This is a genomic window from Pandoraea sp., assembly GCF_004297875.1.
In the GTDB taxonomy this organism is placed as follows: domain Bacteria; phylum Pseudomonadota; class Gammaproteobacteria; order Burkholderiales; family Burkholderiaceae; genus Pandoraea.
This window is the reverse complement of the sequence record NZ_SCSK01000044.1, coordinates 1-15,037: the sequence shown is the minus strand read 5'-3', so window position 1 is coordinate 15,037 and position 15,037 is coordinate 1. Positions and strand designations below refer to the sequence as shown.

Sequence of the window (15,037 nt, the reverse complement as noted above, 5' to 3'; positions counted from 1 at the left end):
GAATGGATAACATTGAGCAACGCGTCAAAAAGATCGTGGCGGAGCAACTTGGCGTTGCCGAAGCAGAAATCAAGAACGAATCCTCGTTCGTCAACGATCTCGGCGCAGACTCGCTCGATACCGTTGAGTTGGTGATGGCCCTCGAAGACGAGTTCGGCATGGAAATTCCTGACGAGGAAGCCGAGAAGATCACCACGGTGCAACAGGCGATCGATTACGCCACCAAGCACGTCAAAGCATAAACAGTCCTGTCCGGGCGGCCTGACCGGGTTCCCGGAAACCAGGGATTCCTGTCAGCCGCAGAGCACACGGAGCGATAACCTCTGTGCCCTCTGTGGCTGTTGTTTTATATACCGCAGCAAAAGAAGGGGAGTATCGTGAGCCGTCGCCGAGTAGTTGTTACTGGCCTGGGGTTGATTTCACCCGTCGGCAATAACGTCGCCGAAGGGTGGGCCAACTTGGTGGCCGGAAAGTCGGGCATCGCCAATATCACCAAGTTCGACGCATCCGCCATGACGGCGCGTTTTGCTGGCGAGGTCAAGGGTTTTGACGTCACCGCCTATTTACCCGAGAAGGAAGCGCGCCATATGGATACGTTTATCCATTATGGCGTCGCGGCTGGCATGCAGGCGGTTCAGGACAGCGGTCTGAGCGTCACCGAGGAGACCGCGGACCGCGTTGGCGTGCTGGTCGGTGCGGGTATCGGCGGTTTGCCACTTATCGAAGAAACACAAATCGAACTGCTTAACCGCGGACCGCGCCGTATCTCCCCGTTTTTCGTGCCTGCATCGATCATCAACATGATCTCCGGGCACCTTTCCATCAAATACGGTTTCAAGGGCCCGAATCTGGCCATCGTCACTGCCTGCACGACCGGGCTTCATTGTATCGGCCAGGCGACGCGCATGATTCAGTATGGTGACGCCGATGTGATGGTCGCCGGCGGTGCCGAGTCGACCGTGTCGCCGCTGGGTGTCGGCGGCTTCGCCGCGGCTCGGGCCTTGTCGACCCGCAATGACGATCCGGCGACAGCCAGTCGCCCGTGGGACAAGGATCGCGATGGCTTTGTGCTCGGCGAAGGGGCCGGCGTGATGGTGGTTGAGGAATATGAGCGTGCGAAGGCACGTGGCGCCAAAATTTACGCCGAAATTACCGGATTCGGTATGAGCGGCGACGCCTATCACATCACCGCGCCCAATATCGACGGCCCCCGGCGCTGCATGCTCAATGCGCTGCGCGATGCCAGGCTCAATGCCGACGCAGTGAATTACCTCAATGCGCACGGTACGTCGACCCCGCTGGGCGACAAGAATGAAACTGACGCAATCAAGGCGGCTTTCGGTGAGCACGCCTATAAGATGGTCATCAACTCGACCAAGTCGATGACCGGTCATTTGCTGGGCGGTGCGGGCGGTCTGGAGTCGGTGTTTGCCGTCCTGGCATTGCATCATCAAATATCGCCGCCGACTATCAATATCTTCAACCAAGATCCGGAGTGCGATCTGGATTACTGCGCAAATCAGGCGCGGGACATGAAAATTGATGTCGCGATGAAGAACTCTTTCGGATTCGGTGGCACTAACGGCACGCTGGTGTTCCAGCATGTCTAGTCACGTCTGCGTCGTGATGGCGGTTTGATGCGGACGTCTCCCGAGAGCGATGTCCTTCCTGCTTCGGCCCTCGCGTAGATTGCTGCAGCTGATGTTCCTGATGGTGCTGGGCAATCTGGGCGCCGTTGGGTTGATGTTGTCTTCGCACGGCGGCGTGAGCGTGAAGCTGACCAGTGTCGCTTGGGGGGTGCTGGTACTTGCCGCGGCGTGTAGGTGGGCCGCGCGCAGGACTGTTCGGATGATGAGGTTCACGCCTGAAGGAGCGGTGCTTCTGGGCAGCATCGGCCAGACTTTGGTGCCCGCCTCTTTGGTCGGCAGTCGCTGTATCGGACGCTGGCTTGTCATGCTGACGCTGCGGCATCGAAATGGTCGCACAGAAATTTTACCGGTGGTGGCCGACGCGTTATCGAGCGATCGGCATCGCGCCCTGAGGGTGTTGGCCGCACGTCATGCCCAGCGACGCGCGGAGGCGTTTTCCGACGCCCGAACTCAGGGCGATCCACGACCTAAGTAGATCAAATGGATTTAAGAACGACGGATTCCAGGTGAGTGAAAGAGATATCGACCAAGCCCTTGTGGAGCGCGTGCAAAAAGGCGACAAAAGCGCTTTTGAGCTGCTGGTCGTTAAATATCACCGCAAGATCATCCGGCTTGTGTCCCGCCTCGTGCGGGACTCTGCCGAGGTCGAGGACGTCGCGCAGGAAGCGTTTATCAAGGCATACAGGGCGCTGCCTCAATTTCGCGGCGATTCGGCCTTTTATACCTGGTTGTATCGGATCGCGATCAACACAGCCAAAAATCATTTGGCGACCCAGGGCCGGCGTGCCCCGACGTCTACCGAGGCAGACGCGGAAGAGGCTGAAACTTTTGCAGAGGCCGAACAACTAAGGGATATCAATACGCCGGAATCCATGTTGATCAGCAAGCAGATTGCCCAAACGGTGAATTCGGCGATGGAAGCCTTGCCCAATGAGTTGCGAACTGCGATTACCCTTCGTGAGATCGAGGGTCTGAGTTACGAGGAAATAGCGGAAGCAATGGGGTGCCCGATCGGGACGGTCCGGTCAAGAATTTTCAGGGCACGCGAGGCAATCGCCAGCCGGCTCAAGCCGTTGCTGGATACACCAGATGGCAAGCGCTGGTAATGGCGCGTGCGATCGTAAGCTTTTGTTGGGGGATATCATGGAATCAGCTACGGTAAAAACGCAGCGGGGGCTGTCGGCCGAGCAGATTTCGGTGTTGATCGACAGCGAATTCGATGCGTCCGAGGCGTTGTGGCTAAACAGTCTTGGAGCCGAGTCCGAGCGGCAAGTCTGGTCGGCGTACCACTTGATTGGGGATGCGCTACGCTCCGACGAATTGGTTGAAACTCACTCGGAATCGGCTTTTCTCGCGAATTTCTCTGCGCGATTGGCATCCGAACCGCACTTGTTGGCGCCGGCGGCCCTTCATGCAGACGGGGGCGCCGCACGCCACAACGGCTTTTTGCGAGTGCGTCGGGTACTGCCGACCGCCGCAGCCATGGCGGCCGTGGCGATGCTGAGCTGGGTAATTATTCCTCGTATTCAGGCGCCAGCGAACGGCGTTGGCGCAGGTATCACGGTTGCGCAGAATTCGGCGCCGACCTCCTCCCCGATGCGGCAAGTCTCGGCGGGCGGATCCGCGGCAAACGAAAAAGCCAGCGACCTCATCGTCGTTCGCGATGCCCGACTGGATCAATATCTCGCTGCGCATCAGCAATATGCGCCATATTTAGTCGGACAGGGGGTGTCGCCTTATGTTCGAGCTTCGGCCCAAGCGGACCAATAAATGCGGTACTTGAATACTGAGTGTTCCTCGCGCGCCGCCCTGGGGCGCTTTTTCGTCGGCTTCTTTCTTCTGGTGATGTTTTCCCAGGCTCGAACCTGGGCCAGTACTCCGGTCACACCATCGAGCACGGACCCGTTGATTGCGCGCCGCGAAGTCAACGCATGGCTGACCAAAATCCACCGGGCCGCACAAACTCAGAATTACGTCGGCACATTCGTGTATCAGCGAGGCAGTTTCATCCGCTCGTCGCGGATCAGCCATTTTGCTGACCATGGGCACGAATATGAGCAACTCGAAACGCTGGACGGGCAACCGCGCAAGATTCTGCGGCACGATGAAGACGTCTATAGCTTCATCCCCGAGCACAAGATCATCTTTATTGAGAAACGGGAAAATAAGGACTCATTCCCTGCCTTGCTCGCCGCCGGCGAGCACGACGTTCTGAATTTCTACGAACCTAAGCTTCTGGCGCCTGAGCGGGTTGCGGGATTCAATTGCGTTGTGATCGATCTCGTCCCCAAGGATGCATACCGATTCGGCTATCGGCTCTGGGCGGATGAGCGCTCCGGGCTGCTGCTGCGTGCTCAGACGGTCGACGCGAAGGGGCGCGTGCTGGAGCAGGCTTCCTTTTCCCAGGTGAGTATCGGTGTGCCCAGCCAAAAAAGTCGGATCATGGCCGAAATCCAGGATGTCCGTGGCTGGCGAATCGTCAAGCCGCACATCCAAACCGTCCATCTTGCCGACACTGGGTGGTCGATCAACGCCAATGTGCCTGGATTCAAAGAGATCCGGGAAGTGCGAAGAATCATGAATACCAATCCGGGTAGTGGGCCGATCGAGGTATTGCAGGCGGTCTACTCCGACGGCATGTCGGGCCTGTCGGTCTTCATCGAGCCGGCGACGAGGGAGCGCAAGGAAGGGCACGGTAGTACTGGTGCCACCAATATTCTGATCAAAAAGTATGATAATTTCTGGCTGACGCTCCTAGGGGAAGTTCCTCAGGCCACCTTGCAGCGGTTTGCCGCTAGCATAGAATATAAACCCGTCAAATAAAGATCGTCCCTTTATATTCCGGTACTTGATGTTTATGAAAAGATTCCCGCTTTATGTGCTAGGGAGCGTTCTGCTCGCCGTCGCGACTTTGTCGTCGGCCGCTTCGTCCTCCGCTCCCACCGCGGCGGCCTCGTCCGCTATCGCCGCTTCGTCCGCGGCCTCGGCGCCTGCGGCCGCTTGCGCGCCGGCTGGAGCGCAACGATTGTCGTCGTTGCCCGACTTCACGCAGTTGGTGGCTAAAGTCGGACCCGCGGTCGTCAATATCCGAACGACGGAAAAAGTGCGCATACAGCGCGGCAGTATTCCGGGCATGAACGACGACGCTATGGCGGAGCTGTTCCGGCGTTTCTTCGGCATCCCGTTGCCGCAAGGGCCGCGTAGCGGCAAAACGCCCAATAACAAACAACCTGCGCCTCAGGACGAAGAGCAAAACAGCGGCGTGGGATCGGGGTTCATCATCACGCCGGACGGTTACATCATGACCAACGCTCACGTGGTCGATGGCGCCGATAGCATTTATGTCACATTGACCGACAAGCGGGAATTCAAGGCGCGCCTGATTGGCCTCGATAAACGGACTGACGTTGCGCTGGTGAAAATCAATGCGGCCAATCTACCAGTCGTCGCACTGGGCGATTCGAACAAGCTCAAGGTCGGCGAATGGGTCGTCGCCATCGGTTCGCCGTTCGGTCTCGATAATACGGTGACCGCGGGCATCGTGAGCGCCAAGGGGCGCGATACGGGTGATTATCTGCCGTTCATCCAGACCGACGTCGCGGTCAATCCCGGCAACTCGGGCGGCCCGCTGCTGAATATGCGGGGCGAAGTCATCGGTATCAATTCGATGATTTATAGCCAGACGGGTGGTTTCATGGGGATTTCGTTCGCCATCCCGATCGACGAGGTCATGCGGGTTGCCGATCAACTGAAGAAAACCGGGCGAGTCATCAGAGGTCGCATCGGTGTGGCCATCAGCGAGGTGACCCAGGACGTCGCCGAATCGCTGGGCTTACCCAAGCCGCAGGGAGCATTGGTGCGTACCGTTGAGCCTGGCGGCCCCGCGGACAAGGCCGGCTTGCTGGGCGGTGACATCATTCTCAAATTCAACGGACAACCCGTCGATCATGCGACGGATTTGCCGCGCCTGGTGGGTGAGACCAAACCCGGCACAAAGGCCACGCTCTCGGTATGGCGCAAGGGAGCGATACGCGAACTCCACGTCGTCGTCGCCGAAATGGCCCCGGACAAAACCACCAAGACCGACAACCGCGCGGCACCCCCGGACCAAGCCGCTCCGAACAAACTGGGCCTGGTTGTTTCCGACCTGACCGATGCCCAGCGCAAGGATCTCAAGGTCAAGAACGGCGTGATGGTCGAACTGGCCGCCGGGCCGGCTGCCGGTGCCGGCATTCAGCAGGGTGACATCATTTTGCGTGTCGGCGACACCGATATTGTCAGTGCCAAGCAATTTGCGGCTTTGGTGCAGGGATTGGACAGCAAGAAGCTCGTTGCCGTGCTCGTACGCCGCGGCGATGCGACGCAATTCATTCCGTTGCGGCCGAGCGCTGCGAAGAAATAGATATTATTCAATGACCTCGACCGGCCGCCCCATTGCGCTGACGTTGTATGGCCGGTCGTGGTGCCATTTGTGCGAGAACATGCTGCATGCCCTGCAGCCTTTGCGGCAAGTATTTGATTTCCAGGTCACTCTGGTCGATGTCGATAGCGCGCCCGAGCTTGAAAGCCGGTTCGGCGAGTGGGTGCCGGTACTCATGATGGGTGACGTCGAGTTGTGCCACTATCATCTGGACGAGCCGCGAGTGCGCACCGCGCTGGCTGCCGCCTCAGGAATTCCCCCCGAGACTTAAATCGCCCCGACCGGCGTTGGGCGCAAGCGGTTTCAGCTAAAATACGACGTTTGCCGATAGCCAGGGCCTCTTGCCGCTTTGGATTGGCAGATCCCGCTCCTCTTTCCTGTATCGCATGGACCACATTCGCAATTTTTCCATCATCGCGCACATCGACCACGGCAAATCGACCCTGGCGGATCGCATCATCCAACTGTGCGGCGGTCTGTCCGATCGTGAAATGGAATCCCAGGTCCTCGATTCGATGGACCTCGAGCGGGAGCGAGGCATCACCATCAAGGCGCAGACCGCCGCGCTGAGCTATCGAGCCCGGAACGGCGAACTCTACAACCTCAATCTCATCGACACTCCGGGGCACGTCGACTTTTCGTATGAAGTCAGCCGTTCGCTCTCGGCTTGCGAAGGTGCGTTGCTGGTCGTCGACGCCAGCCAGGGCGTGGAGGCGCAGACAGTCGCCAATTGCTACACGGCCATCGAGCTGGGCGTCGAGGTCGTACCGGTCCTGAACAAAATTGATTTGCCGTCGGCGGACCCCGACAATGCCATCCAGGAGATCGAGGACGTGATCGGCATCGACGCGATGGACGCCGTGCGATGCAGCGCCAAGACCGGCCTGGGTGTGGAGGACGTGCTCGAGTCGCTGATTGCCAAGGTGCCGCCGCCCGAGGGAGACCCCGCCGAGCGCCTGCAGGCATTGATCATCGATTCCTGGTTCGACAACTACGTTGGCGTCGTCATGCTGGTGCGCATCGTCAACGGTGTGCTCAAGCCAAAGGAAAAGATTCAGATGATGGCCAGCGGCGCGAGCTATCTGGTCGAGCAGGTCGGTGTATTCACGCCCAAGTCGCAATCGCGCGAGCAGCTCTCGGCAGGTCAGGTCGGCTTCATCATTGCCGGCATCAAGGAGCTCAAGGCCGCCAAGGTGGGCGACACCGTCACGCACGCGCTCAAGCCCGCGGCCGCGCCGCTGCCTGGCTTCAAGGAAGTCAAGCCGCAGGTCTTCGCCGGTCTTTACCCGGTCGAAGCCAATCAATATGATGCGCTGCGCGAGTCGCTCGAGAAACTCAAGTTGAACGACGCGTCGCTGCAGTACGAGCCCGAAGTATCGCAGGCGCTTGGTTTCGGTTTCCGCTGCGGCTTCCTGGGGCTCCTGCACATGGAGATCGTGCAGGAGCGGCTCGAGCGCGAATTCGACATGGACCTGATCACGACCGCGCCGACGGTCGTGTACGAAGTTCAGCAAAACGATGGCACGCTGACCATCGTCGAGAATCCGTCGAAGATGCCCGATCCGTCAAAAATCGAGGAAATCCGGGAACCGATCGTCACGGTCAATCTCTATATGCCGCAGGAGTACGTTGGGTCTGTGATCACGCTGTGCACGCAAAAGCGCGGTGTGCAGATCAACATGTCGTACCACGGTCGGCAGGTTCAGTTGACCTACGAAATCCCGATGGCCGAAATCGTGCTGGATTTCTTCGATCGCCTGAAATCGGTGTCGCGAGGCTATGCCTCGATGGATTACGAATTCAAGGAGTACCGAGCCGCGGACGTCGTCAAGGTCGACATGCTGATCAACGGGGAGAAAGTCGATGCGTTGTCGATCATCGTGCACCGCTCGGCCAGTCAGCACCGTGGCCGCGAAGTCGCCGCGAAAATGCGCGAAATCATTCCCCGCCAGATGTACGACGTGGCTATTCAGGCCGCCATCGGCGCGCATATCATCGCGCGCGAGAACATCAAGGCGTTACGCAAAAACGTGCTGGCAAAGTGTTACGGTGGCGACATTACCCGCAAGAAGAAGCTGCTCGAAAAGCAAAAGGCTGGCAAGAAGCGCATGAAACAGGTGGGTAGCGTGGAAATTCCTCAAGAGGCTTTCCTGGCCATCTTGCAAGTCGAAGACAAATAAACCTCGGGATAACCCATGAATTTCGCCTTGATTCTTTTTGTTCTGGTTATTGTTACTGGCCTTGCCTGGATCGCCGACAAACTCATCTTTCAACCTGGCCGCCGACGTGCAGCCGAAGCTGCGGTTGCCGCGTTCGATGAGCAGCAATTGGCCATAGGAACGGCAGCCAACGCCGACGGCGTGGCCAGCGCGCGAGCCAAGCTGCGCGACGACAAGTTGCGTCAGCCCTGGTGGCTGGAGTACTCGGCCAGTTTCTTTCCGGTGATATTGGCGGTGTTCCTGGTGCGATCGTTCGTGGTCGAGCCGTTCAAGATTCCCTCCGGCTCGATGATCCCGACACTGCACATCGGCGATTTCATTCTGGTCAACAAATTCGACTACGGCATTCGTCTGCCGCTGCTCAACAAAAAGATCATCAGCATTGGCGAGCCGCAGCGGGGCGACGTCATGGTGTTCCGCTATCCGAAAGATGAATCGATGGATTACATCAAGCGCGTCATCGGGGTGCCGGGCGATATCGTCGCGTACGAAAACAAGCGCCTGACCATCAACGGCAAGCCGCTGCCGATGACGCAGTTGCCCGATTATTTCGACCAGGAACGCATCGCGTACTTCAAGCAGTACAACGAGACGATCGGCAGCGTGACCCATCGCATTCTCAACGACCCGAATGTGCCGCCGTTCATCCTGGGCGCCAGCGACTTCCCGTACCGCAGCAACTGCACCTACAACAGCGAAGGTGTTGTTTGCAAAGTGCCGCCCGGCCATTACTTCATGATGGGCGACAACCGCGACGACAGCGCAGACAGCCGCTATTGGGGCTTCGTGCCGGACAAGAACATTATCGGTAAGGCCTTCTTCATTTGGATGAATTTCAGCGATCTCAAGCGGATCGGCATGATTCACTAACGATTCGACGAATCGCCTGGCGTTGATGGACGTGGCGGAATTGCGGCCGCCACGGTTGTTTTTCCGCCAAATCGGCCCTTGGCCGTCTGAGCAAATACTCGCGCTGGCCTGGGGCGGCCGCGCTATACTTCCGCCATGCCTGTATCTCTCAATCAGCTGGAAGATCGCCTCCAGTATCGTTTTCACGATGCGGAATTGTTGTGTCGAGCGCTGACACACCGCAGCCATAGCGCCGCCAACAACGAGCGGCTCGAATTTCTCGGGGATTCGGTCCTGAATTGCACTGTGGCTACTGTGCTTTTCCAGCGCTACGCCAAGCTCGACGAGGGAGATTTGTCCCGCGTCCGGGCCAATCTGGTCAAGCAGCAATCCCTGTATGAGATTGCCCAGACCCTTGGTATCAGCGACTTTCTGCGCCTGGGCGAGGGCGAGCTCAAAAGCGGCGGCTTTCGCCGCCCGTCCATCCTGGCCGACACGCTGGAGGCCATTCTCGGCGCGATCTTTCTAGACGGCGGGTTCGATGCGGCCTTCGCCGTCATCAAACGGCTGTATACGCCGATACTGGAACATGTCGACCCGCAAACGCTGGGCAAGGATGCCAAGACGCTGCTGCAGGAATACCTGCAGGGACACAAGATCGCCTTGCCTCAATATACGGTGATCGCCACGCATGGTGCGGCGCACAATCAGCAATTCGAGGTAGAGTGCCTGGTGCCAAAGCTCGAAATCAAGGTATTCGGTTCGGGCCCAAGCCGACGCGCCGCCGAGCAGGCCGCCGCCAAGAAGGCGCTCGAGGAGGTCCAGAGACACGCGCATCTACTGAAGGGCAAGGGCGATAAAGCGCCCAAGATCAGCCGCAAGCGTGCGGCCGGCAAGTCGGCCCAGGCTGCCGAGGCGGGCACCGGTGCCAACACGGTGGCGGTTGATGCTGCGAGCGGTGCGCTGCCCGGTGGCGCCGGAGGCGAGCCGAAATCGGCTGGCCATGTTGCCAGGGAGTCACGTGGCGGCGAGGCGGCAGTTCCGCAGAAAGGATGATTGCGATGACTGAAGACGCCAAATTCCGCTGCGGCACGATTGCCATCGTCGGGCGACCCAACGTGGGTAAATCGACGTTGATGAACGCGCTGGTCGGTCAGAAGATCAGTATTACGTCCCGCAAGGCACAAACGACGCGGCACCGTATCACCGGCATTCGGACCACGGAATCCGCGCAATTCATCTTTGTGGATACCCCGGGATTCCAGACGCGCCATGCGTCGGCGTTGAACCGCTCGCTCAACCGGGCGGTCACCTCGACACTTTCGAGCATCGATTTGGTGTTGTTCGTCATCGAGGCCGGTCATTTCAATGTCGATGACGAGCGCGTGCTCAAGCTGATACCGAACAACGTGCCAGTGCTGCTCATTCTGAACAAACTCGACCGCATCGAAGATCGCACCGTGCTGCTGCCGTTTCTCGAAATGCTGGGACAGCAACGGGAATTCGCCGCCATCGTCCCAATGTCGGCCAAGCGGAACGAAGATATCGCTCGCCTGTTCGAAGTCATTCGGCCCTATCTTCCGGAAGGCGAGCCGATCTACGGCGAAGATGACCTGACCGATCGCAGCGAGCGGTTCCTCGCGGCCGAACTCTTGCGCGAAAAGGTATTCCGCTGGACCGGCGACGAGCTGCCCTACACCAGCACCGTCATTATCGATAAATTCGAGCAGGAAGGCCGGTTGCGCCGTGTTTTCGCCACCATCCTGGTGGATCGCGACAGCCACAAGGCCATGATCATCGGCGCCAAGGGCGCAAAGCTCAAGCAGATCAGCAGCGAAGCCCGGGTCGATATGGAAAAATTGTTCGATGGCCCGGTCTACCTTGAGGTTTGGGTCAAGATCAAGAGCGGCTGGGCTGACAATGAAGCCGGCCTGCGGGCGTATGGCTACGAATGACGTGCTGGCGCGGTCTGCGGCAAACCTTGAAACAGCGGGCGACGACGAGGCATCGCCTGCGGCCAGCCACGCGACGCGGCAGGCCAGGAATGTGCGCGTCACCGCGCAGCCCGGATTCGTGCTGCATAGCTACCCCTACCGCGAAACCAGCCTGATCATCGATGTCCTGACGCGTGACTACGGTCGCATCGCTCTGGTCGCCAAGGGCGCCAAGCGACCACACTCGGCACTGCGTGGTGTTTTGCAGACGTTTCAGCCGCTCTCGCTGTCCTGGAGCGGCAAGTCGGAGTTGCGCACCCTCATCCGCGCGGAATGGGTCGGCGGGCTGCTGCCGCTATCGGGGGATGCGCTGCTCAGCGGCTTCTATGCGAACGAACTGTTGGTCAAATTCTGCGCGCGCGAAGATCCGCATGAAGTGCTCTTCAGTCACTACGTCGAGACGCTGCATCACCTCGCGCATGGCGAGCCGGCAGCCCAGACGCTGCGCATCTTCGAGCGGGTTCTGCTGCGCGAGACCGGCTACGCGGCGGCGTTCGACCGCTGCACTCAAACGCGCGCGCCAGTGGCAACCGCCGGCCAATATGTGTTTCACCCAGAAGTGGGCGTTCGGCCGGCGCGCCAGGACGATCCGGCCGAGTGGCCCGTGGTCAGCGGCCAGACCCTGCTCGACATGGAATCTGATAATTACGAACGGCCGCAAACCGTTGCCCAAAGCAAATTATTGATGCGGTTTCTGCTCAATTACCATCTCGGAGGCGTGCCGCTCAATACGCGCCAAATTCTCCTCGATCTGCAAAAACTATGAGTCATTTCCTCACTGGCGCCCAGATCATCGATCTTGGCGTGAATATCGATCATGTCGCCACCCTGCGCAATGTGCGCGGCACCCAGTACCCCGATCCGATTGAGGCCGCCCTGCAAGCGGAAGAGGCGGGCGCCGACGCGATCACCCTGCATTTGCGCGAGGACCGCCGCCACATTCGCGATGCCGATGTCGAAGCGTTGCGCCCCCTGCTGCGTACCCGCATGAACCTCGAATGCGCGGTGACCGAGGAAATGCTCGCGATCGCGTGCCGAATTGCCCCGCACGACGTTTGTCTGGTGCCCGAAAAGCGCCAGGAGCTCACCACCGAAGGCGGGCTCGAGGTGGCCGGACAATTGCCCCGCATCCAGGCCGCATGCCGCCAACTGGAGCAAAGCGGGATTCGCGTGTCCCTGTTCATCGATCCCGACGACACCCAGATTCGCGCCGCCGCCCAGGCGGGGGCGCCGGTCATTGAACTGCACACCGGTCGATATGCCGAAGCGCAGAGCGCGGCGCTGCAGCAGCAGGAATTCGAGCGTATCGTGCGCAGCGTCGACCTGGGCGTGTCGCTGGGGCTCAAGGTCAACGCGGGCCACGGACTGCATTATCAGAACGTCCAGCGTATCGCGGCAATCGCCGGGATTGCCGAACTCAACATCGGGCATGCGATTGTCGCTCACGCGCTTTTCGCCGGCTGGCAAAACGCCGTGCGGGAAATGAAGGCGATCATGGTCGCCAGCCGGCTCGCGGCGGCGTGAGCATCGATCGCCACCTACGGACGATTCAATGATCTACGGCATCGGCACGGACATCATCCAGATATCCCGGGTCGCCGGCGTCATGGAGCGCACCGGCGGACGTTTCGCCGAACGTGTTCTCGGCCCCGACGAATTGGTCAAATATCACGCGCGTAATGCGCGCTCTGCCCAGCGCGGCCTGGCCTTCCTGGCGACACGCTTCGCCGCCAAGGAGGCTTTTTCAAAAGCCATCGGGCTGGGCATGCGATGGCCCATGACGTGGCGCGCATTGCAAACCCTGAACGCGCCGTCGGGGCAGCCACAGGCGGTTGCCTCGGGTGAACTCGCCGATTGGCTGGCGGCCCGCGGCTTGCGCATTCAGATATCGATAAGCGACGAAAAAGATTATGCGATCGCCTTTGTGGTCGCCGAGAGTGATGCAGTGGAGAGCAGGCATGAGTAAACGCAAACCGGGGCCGGTCATGCTCGATGTGACGGGGCTGACACTTAGCGAAGCCGACATTCGGCGGATTGCTCACCCTCTGACCGGCGGGGTGATTCTGTTCGCGCGCAATTTCGACGATCGTGCGCAGCTTTGTGGGTTGACAAAGCAGATCCGTGAGGCGCGCGACGACATCATCATCGCGGTCGACCACGAAGGTGGCCGTGTGCAGCGCTTCAAGACCGACGGTTTCACCCATTTGCCCGCGATGGCCCAGTTGGGCGCGCTATGGGACAAGGACGTCTTGCTCGCCACACGCGCCGCTACTGCCGTAGGCTATGTGCTGGCTGCGGAGTTGCGCGCCTGCGGCGTGGACTTCAGCTTCACGCCCGTGCTCGATCTCGATTTCGGCACTTCGGCGGTGATCGGCAATCGCGCCTTTCACCGTGATCCACGGGTCGTCACGCTGTTGGCCAAGAGTCTCAATCATGGGCTGCTGCTCGCGGGAATGGCCAACTGTGGCAAGCACTTTCCTGGACACGGCTTCGTTGCGGCCGATTCGCATCTGGAAGTCCCGATCGACGAGCGGCCGCTCGATACCATCCTCAGCGATGACGCCCGGCCGTACGGGTGGCTGGGACTCAGTCTGGCTGCCGTGATGCCGGCCCATGTGATCTACCCAAAGGTGGATTCGCAACCGGCGGGCTTCTCCCGGGCGTGGTTGCAAGACATTCTGCGCGGAAAACTGGGATTCAACGGAGTGATTTTCAGCGACGATCTCAGCATGCAGGGCGCGAGTGTGGCTGGCAACGTGGTGTCCAGCGCGCAGGCCGCGCTCGCCGCGGGTTGCGACATGGTACTGATCTGCAACAGTCCGGACAAGGCGGATCAACTGTTGCGCGAACTGAGATATCAGGAAGACCCGGCCGCGATCAGACGCATTCGTCAACTGCTGCCGCAAACCAAGGCGCCTCGCTGGGAAAAGCTGCAAGCGCAGGCGCAATACCAGTCGGCCCTGGCACTGCTGCGCGAGGTGTTTTAGGCGCCGGCCCCACCACGACGCCGGTGAGGTAGGTCAAGCAGAGCCGGCGGCGGTGTCAAACGGGCGTGCCGAACTGCTTGAGCTTGTTGTAGAGCGTTTTCGGACTGATCCCCAACAACGACGCGGTTTTGCCGCGCACGCCACCGTTGGCCGCCAGGGTCGCCAGAATCAGCTGCCGCTCCACCTGCGCCAGCGGTGTCCCGGGAGCAAAGGTCAGTGCGCCTTCGCCGTCCCGAGCCGGGGCGGCGGCCGTCGTCTCGTGGGGCACGCCCGGAGGCGTGAACTGGGTTTTGGCGAGCATCAGCGCGCGCATCAACTGCAAACGCCAATCCAGCGAAGCCATCGAGGGCAGGGCAATGACCGGAATCGGACGATTGGCTTGCCACGAGAGACTCTTCAGCAAATTCACGTCATGAATGTTCGGCGAGACAGGGTCGACCAGGACGATATCGGGCGACGTGCGTTCGAACATCGATCGAGCGGTCTGCAAATCTGCGGCGACGTCCACCGTGAATCCGCTGGCGCGGGCGACTTCGGAGAGCGGAGCGATCCGATCCGGATCGTCTTCGAGAAATAAAACATGTGGCATGGAAATCACCAAATAGTAGGGCCGCTAAAACCAGTGCAGCCGGCACTCGCTATTTCGTCACGGACAGCTCGGGTGCCGGGGAATTCGCGTAATGGGCCACTGGGCAGATCGGCCTGGAACATTCCCCGATTTTGCAGCGCGGCAACTTAGGCCATGCATCACTTATTGTCCATCCCCGTGTTTGTAAAAGGAGTCGGAAGAAAGTTCCGGAATCGGGATAGGGGCGGTCAGGTAGTCTGACCGATCCCCTCCCACGCCACCCGGCATGCGGGTCCGCACCGGGCGGCTCGAGCAGTTGAGGTCATGAGAGCCGGGGAACGCCGATACGGT

The 15,037-nt window shown here is 59.8% G+C and carries 15 protein-coding genes and 2 pseudogenes; 16 read left to right on the top strand and 1 reads right to left on the bottom strand.

The genetic code is table 11. The annotated features are described in order from the left end of the window. Nucleotides 1-2: 2 nt before the first annotated feature. From acpP to nagZ, 16 genes and pseudogenes are all read left to right on the top strand, one after another. The gene (gene acpP, locus EPN80_RS12815; RefSeq protein WP_047214840.1) at nt 3-242 is read left to right on the top strand and encodes an acyl carrier protein; all 240 of its coding nucleotides are present in this window, start codon (nt 3-5) and stop codon (nt 240-242) included. A gap of 135 nt (nt 243-377) precedes the next feature. Continuing rightward, on the top strand, nt 378-1,610 hold the full coding sequence (fabF, locus tag EPN80_RS12810; RefSeq protein WP_293027670.1) for a beta-ketoacyl-ACP synthase II: 1,233 nt from the start codon (nt 378-380) through the stop codon (nt 1,608-1,610). Between the two features lie 49 nt (nt 1,611-1,659). Next, on the top strand, nt 1,660-2,124 hold the full coding sequence (locus EPN80_RS12805; protein ID WP_293027667.1) for a protein YgfX: 465 nt from the start codon (nt 1,660-1,662) through the stop codon (nt 2,122-2,124). A 31-nt stretch (nt 2,125-2,155) separates the two neighbouring features. After that, complete coding sequence (rpoE, locus tag EPN80_RS12800; RefSeq protein ID WP_047214838.1) at nt 2,156-2,755, top strand: RNA polymerase sigma factor RpoE; 600 nt, start codon at nt 2,156-2,158, stop codon at nt 2,753-2,755. Nucleotides 2,756-2,792: 37 nt separating this feature from the next. Further along, complete coding sequence (locus EPN80_RS12795) at nt 2,793-3,419, top strand: RseA family anti-sigma factor (protein ID WP_293027663.1); 627 nt, start codon at nt 2,793-2,795, stop codon at nt 3,417-3,419. Next, nucleotides 3,420-4,472, top strand: coding sequence for a MucB/RseB C-terminal domain-containing protein (locus tag EPN80_RS12790; protein ID WP_293027661.1), 1,053 nt, complete (start codon nt 3,420-3,422; stop codon nt 4,470-4,472). A 34-nt stretch (nt 4,473-4,506) separates the two neighbouring features. Next, the gene (locus EPN80_RS12785) at nt 4,507-6,051 is read left to right on the top strand and encodes a DegQ family serine endoprotease (protein WP_293027659.1); all 1,545 of its coding nucleotides are present in this window, start codon (nt 4,507-4,509) and stop codon (nt 6,049-6,051) included. A 10-nt stretch (nt 6,052-6,061) separates the two neighbouring features. Further along, entirely contained in the window at nt 6,062-6,340 is a 279-nt protein-coding gene (locus EPN80_RS12780; protein ID WP_293027656.1) for a glutaredoxin family protein, read from the top strand. 115 nt (nt 6,341-6,455) lie between these two features. Continuing rightward, on the top strand, nt 6,456-8,249 hold the full coding sequence (gene lepA / locus EPN80_RS12775; RefSeq protein WP_293027653.1) for a translation elongation factor 4: 1,794 nt from the start codon (nt 6,456-6,458) through the stop codon (nt 8,247-8,249). Nucleotides 8,250-8,264: 15 nt separating this feature from the next. Further along, the gene (lepB, locus tag EPN80_RS12770; RefSeq protein WP_293027650.1) at nt 8,265-9,158 is read left to right on the top strand and encodes a signal peptidase I; all 894 of its coding nucleotides are present in this window, start codon (nt 8,265-8,267) and stop codon (nt 9,156-9,158) included. Nucleotides 9,159-9,293: 135 nt separating this feature from the next. Next, nucleotides 9,294-9,959 (top strand): annotated as a pseudogene (gene rnc, locus EPN80_RS12765) (ribonuclease III); the annotation flags it as partial. Nucleotides 9,960-10,198: 239 nt separating this feature from the next. After that, a complete protein-coding gene (gene era / locus EPN80_RS12760) occupies nt 10,199-11,092 on the top strand; it encodes a GTPase Era (RefSeq protein ID WP_293027647.1) in 894 nt (297 codons plus the stop codon). Then, nucleotides 11,058-11,897 (top strand): DNA repair protein RecO, encoded by an 840-nt coding sequence (recO, locus tag EPN80_RS12755; RefSeq protein ID WP_293027644.1) that lies wholly within the window; start codon nt 11,058-11,060, stop codon nt 11,895-11,897. Before era ends, recO begins: the two co-directional genes overlap by 35 nt. Continuing rightward, complete coding sequence (gene pdxJ, locus EPN80_RS12750) at nt 11,894-12,655, top strand: pyridoxine 5'-phosphate synthase (protein ID WP_293027641.1); 762 nt, start codon at nt 11,894-11,896, stop codon at nt 12,653-12,655. Before recO ends, pdxJ begins: the two co-directional genes overlap by 4 nt. Nucleotides 12,656-12,683: 28 nt before the next feature. Then, complete coding sequence (gene acpS / locus EPN80_RS12745) at nt 12,684-13,097, top strand: holo-ACP synthase (RefSeq protein ID WP_293027638.1); 414 nt, start codon at nt 12,684-12,686, stop codon at nt 13,095-13,097. After that, complete coding sequence (gene nagZ, locus EPN80_RS12740; RefSeq protein WP_293027635.1) at nt 13,090-14,118, top strand: beta-N-acetylhexosaminidase; 1,029 nt, start codon at nt 13,090-13,092, stop codon at nt 14,116-14,118. The genes acpS and nagZ overlap by 8 nt, the downstream gene beginning before the upstream one ends. Nucleotides 14,119-14,173: 55 nt before the next feature. On the opposite strand, the pseudogene EPN80_RS12735 reads toward nagZ, so the two are convergent. Beyond that, a pseudogene (locus EPN80_RS12735) lies at nt 14,174-14,320 on the bottom strand (helix-turn-helix domain-containing protein); the annotation flags it as partial. Between the last annotated feature and the right edge of the window lie 717 nt (nt 14,321-15,037).

Coding starts and splice junctions, on each gene's coding strand:
- EPN80_RS12790 (WP_293027661.1), top strand. CDS start 3,420: ATGCGGTACTTGAATACTGAGTGTTCCTCGCGCGCCGCCCTGGGGCGC.
- recO (WP_293027644.1), top strand. CDS start 11,058: ATGAAGCCGGCCTGCGGGCGTATGGCTACGAATGACGTGCTGGCGCGG.
- lepA (WP_293027653.1), top strand. CDS start 6,456: ATGGACCACATTCGCAATTTTTCCATCATCGCGCACATCGACCACGGC.
- EPN80_RS12805 (WP_293027667.1), top strand. CDS start 1,660: ATGTCCTTCCTGCTTCGGCCCTCGCGTAGATTGCTGCAGCTGATGTTC.
- acpS (WP_293027638.1), top strand. CDS start 12,684: ATGATCTACGGCATCGGCACGGACATCATCCAGATATCCCGGGTCGCC.
- nagZ (WP_293027635.1), top strand. CDS start 13,090: ATGAGTAAACGCAAACCGGGGCCGGTCATGCTCGATGTGACGGGGCTG.
- lepB (WP_293027650.1), top strand. CDS start 8,265: ATGAATTTCGCCTTGATTCTTTTTGTTCTGGTTATTGTTACTGGCCTT.
- acpP (WP_047214840.1), top strand. CDS start 3: ATGGATAACATTGAGCAACGCGTCAAAAAGATCGTGGCGGAGCAACTT.
- pdxJ (WP_293027641.1), top strand. CDS start 11,894: ATGAGTCATTTCCTCACTGGCGCCCAGATCATCGATCTTGGCGTGAAT.
- EPN80_RS12785 (WP_293027659.1), top strand. CDS start 4,507: ATGAAAAGATTCCCGCTTTATGTGCTAGGGAGCGTTCTGCTCGCCGTC.
- era (WP_293027647.1), top strand. CDS start 10,199: ATGACTGAAGACGCCAAATTCCGCTGCGGCACGATTGCCATCGTCGGG.
- EPN80_RS12795 (WP_293027663.1), top strand. CDS start 2,793: ATGGAATCAGCTACGGTAAAAACGCAGCGGGGGCTGTCGGCCGAGCAG.
- EPN80_RS12780 (WP_293027656.1), top strand. CDS start 6,062: ATGACCTCGACCGGCCGCCCCATTGCGCTGACGTTGTATGGCCGGTCG.